Source organism: Mesorhizobium sp. M7A.F.Ca.CA.001.10.2.1 (assembly GCF_003998575.1).
Taxonomy (GTDB): Bacteria; Pseudomonadota; Alphaproteobacteria; order Rhizobiales; family Rhizobiaceae; genus Mesorhizobium.
Genome location: NZ_RZQY01000731.1, coordinates 1 through 2,854 on the forward strand (window position 1 = coordinate 1; position 2,854 = coordinate 2,854).

Annotated in this window: 3 protein-coding genes and 1 pseudogene; 3 read left to right on the forward strand and 1 reads right to left on the reverse strand. The window is 63.7% G+C overall.

Going from position 1 to position 2,854, the window contains the following annotated elements:
* Nucleotides 1–290: 290 nt before the first annotated feature.
* Complete coding sequence (locus EN964_RS30770) at nucleotides 291–824, reverse strand: GNAT family N-acetyltransferase (RefSeq protein ID WP_127271811.1); 534 nt, start codon at nucleotides 822–824, stop codon at nucleotides 291–293.
* 202 nt (nucleotides 825–1,026) lie between these two features.
* Here EN964_RS30770 and EN964_RS30775 point away from each other — a divergent pair, with 202 nt between their 5' ends.
* From EN964_RS30775 to EN964_RS30785, 3 genes and pseudogenes are all read left to right on the forward strand, one after another.
* Nucleotides 1,027–1,482, forward strand: a complete 456-nt coding sequence (locus EN964_RS30775) for a DUF2214 family protein (protein ID WP_127271258.1) — start codon at nucleotides 1,027–1,029, stop codon at nucleotides 1,480–1,482.
* Nucleotides 1,483–1,617: 135 nt separating this feature from the next.
* Nucleotides 1,618–2,595: a tripartite tricarboxylate transporter substrate-binding protein gene (locus EN964_RS30780; protein ID WP_127271256.1), complete on the forward strand. Its 978-nt coding sequence runs from the start codon at nucleotides 1,618–1,620 to the stop codon at nucleotides 2,593–2,595.
* Between the two features lie 75 nt (nucleotides 2,596–2,670).
* Nucleotides 2,671–2,854 (forward strand): annotated as a pseudogene (locus tag EN964_RS30785) (tripartite tricarboxylate transporter TctB family protein); the annotation flags it as partial.

Consider the following 2,854-nt stretch of genomic DNA (forward strand, 5'->3'; position numbering starts at 1 on the left):
ACCCTGGCTGGACCCAGCACGCGCGTCGACGCGGCATTTCTGCAGCGCATGAAGCGTCCGCTGCTCGAGGCGGCGGCCCGCGCCACCCGCGCCTTCGGCGAGGACGCCTCCATGCTCGAGCGGGCAAGCCTGGCAGCGGACGCCATGCCGTAGAACACGTCCTCGTTGGAAGCCCCGCTCAAGTCAATTTGACCAGGCCACAGCGGTTCTTGGCGCGGCCCGCCTCGTCATCATTGCTGGCGACAGGCGCCATCATGCCGGCGCCGGCAGCTGTCAGCCCGCGGCTCAGGTCACCGCGCCAGCAGGATGGTCGGAGTGTCGTGATAGGTGGTCTTCACCACTTCCCGGTAACCGCACTTCGCAGCCACCCTCAGCGACGCGCCGTTTTCCGGATCGATGATACAGACGGTCTTCTCGCGCCCGAAAATCTCTTCGCTCCACGCCAGGATGCGGCCAACCACCTCGGTGGCGAAGCCCGCCCCGTGCACGGCCGGAACCAGCGCCCACCCGGCCTCGGGAATGCCTTCGATCGATGGTTCCATGTCGCGCTTCAGGTCGTGAAACCCGGCCTCGCCGATGAAGCGTCCGGTCGCCTTCTCCTCGATCGCCCAGAAGCCATAGCCGAGCAGCGACCACAGGCCGGCGTGACGCAGGAAGCGCATCCAGCTTTCTTCGCGCGTGCGCGGTTTGCCGCCGATGAAGCGGGTGACGACGGGATCCGTCCACATCGCGGCATAGGTGTCGAAATCGTCCAGCCGGTGTGCCCGCAGGATGGTTCGCTTCGTTTCGATGACAGGAGCGCTGGTCGCTTGTGGTTTGTTCATGGGATCTGCCTCGCACGGATCGTCAGCGCTTAGCAAATCGCCGGTGCTGCGCAAGGGGCCAGGGCAACACGGCCCATCATCCAGCCACCGCTATGGGAATTTTGCGCGACGGTGCTATTTTTCACGGCAGGCTGATTCAACACCTGCCAGCGCGACCTTTTTTCAGGCGCTGGGCGGTGCCGTCAAACCCCAGGGAAAGAGCATGGACACCACCGATCTTGTGCTTGCGATCTTCCATCATCTGCTGGTGTTTTCGCTGGCGGGAATCATCGGCGCCGAATTCGTCCTGATCCGCGGCGATCTGGGCGCTGCAACGCTCAAGAGGCTCGCCGGCATCGACCGCCATTACGGCATCATTGCCACGCTGATCATCGTCGTCGGCATCGGCCGCGTCTTCTATGGCCTCAAGGGCTGGGAATTCTACGTCCACAATTGGGTGTTCTGGGCCAAGATAGCGGCGTTCGTCGTGGTCGGCCTGCTGTCGATCATCCCGACCGTCCGCTTCATATCCTGGAGCAGGCAGGCGAGCGGCAATGCCTCGTTTCAGGTGCCGGCGGCCGAGCTTGCGTCCGTGAAGACCTACATCCGCGCCGAAGCTTTCATCTTCCTGCTCATCCCGGTCTTCGCCGCGGCGATGGCGCGTGGCTACGGCTATTAGGATGGCGCCCATCAGCAGTTTGCCGTTTGAGTCCGGTTGCAATCTGTTAATTTGCGCTAGTTGTTGCTCCATCTGCAGGGTGTTGAGAGGACCCCGCGCAGCGGTTGGAGATTTACGTATTGGGAGGAGATCACGATGAGAAGATTTGTCACCACTCTGGCTGCTGCTGCGGCCGTCGCGCTTTATGGGTTCACTGCCGGCGCGCAGACCTATCCTGAACGCACCATCACCGTTGTGGTGCCGTTTGCAGCCGGCGGCCCGACCGACACGGTCACGCGCCTCGTCGCCGAAGCGATGTCGAAGGATCTCGGCCAGCAGGTCATCGTCGAAAATGTCGGCGGCGCCGGCGGCACGCTGGGTGCCGGCCGCGTCGCCAACGCCGAGCCGGACGGTTATACGCTGCTGCTCCATCATATCGGCATGGCGACAAGTGCGACGCTGTACAGAAAGCTCGCCTACGACACGCTGAACGCCTTCGAATATGTCGGCCTCGTCACCGAGGTGCCGATGACCATCGTCGGCCGCAAGGACCTGGAGCCCACCGACCTCAAGGGGCTGGTGGAGTACGCCAAGGCCAACAAGGATTCCATAACCGTCGCCAATGCCGGCATCGGTGCGGCCTCGCATCTATGCGGCATGCTGTTCATGAGCGCCATCAAGACGCCGCTGGTCACCGTGCCCTACAAGGGCACCGGCCCGGCCATGACCGATCTCCTCGGCGGCCAGGTCGACATCATGTGCGACCAGACGACCAACACCACCAAGCAGATCCAGGGCGGCACCATCAAGGCCTATGCCGTCACCTCGCCGGAACGCCTCGATGTGCTGAAGGACGTGCCGACGGCGGTGGAAGGCGGCCTTCCCGATGTGCAGGTCGGCATCTGGCATGGTCTCTATGCACCCAAGGGCACGCCGGCCGAGATCACCGAACGCCTGTCGAAATCGCTGCAGGTCGCGCTGAAGGACCAGAACGTCGCCGCCCGCTTCGCCGAACTCGGCACCAAGCCGTCGCTCGAGGCCGATGCCACGCCCGCCGCACTGAAGGCCAAGCTGGAAAGCGAGATCGCGCGCTGGAAGCCGATCATCGAAGCCGCCGGCCAGTACGCCGACTGAGGTTTGAATAGGGGCGCCACCAGCGCCCCTATTCCGCTCGGCATCGCTACCCCAGTGCGGGCTTGGAGAACCATCATGAAACCTTTCGCGATCGACAGGGCCAACGGCCTGTGCGCCGCCCTGTTCATCGGTTTCGGCGCATGGTTCGCGCTGCAATCGCTCGGTCTCGAAATCGGCACCGCCTTGCGCATGGGGCCAGGCTATTTTCCGCTGGTCCTGGCGATCGTGCTGATCCTGCTTGGCGCGGTCATTCTCGTCC

Bases quoted from the DNA above. Each gene is read 5' to 3' on its own strand.
- EN964_RS30770 (WP_127271811.1), bottom strand. From the start codon at position 824: ATGAACAAACCACAAGCGACCAGCGCTCCTGTCATCGAAACGAAGCGA.
- EN964_RS30775 (WP_127271258.1), top strand. From the start codon at position 1,027: ATGGACACCACCGATCTTGTGCTTGCGATCTTCCATCATCTGCTGGTG.
- EN964_RS30780 (WP_127271256.1), top strand. From the start codon at position 1,618: ATGAGAAGATTTGTCACCACTCTGGCTGCTGCTGCGGCCGTCGCGCTT.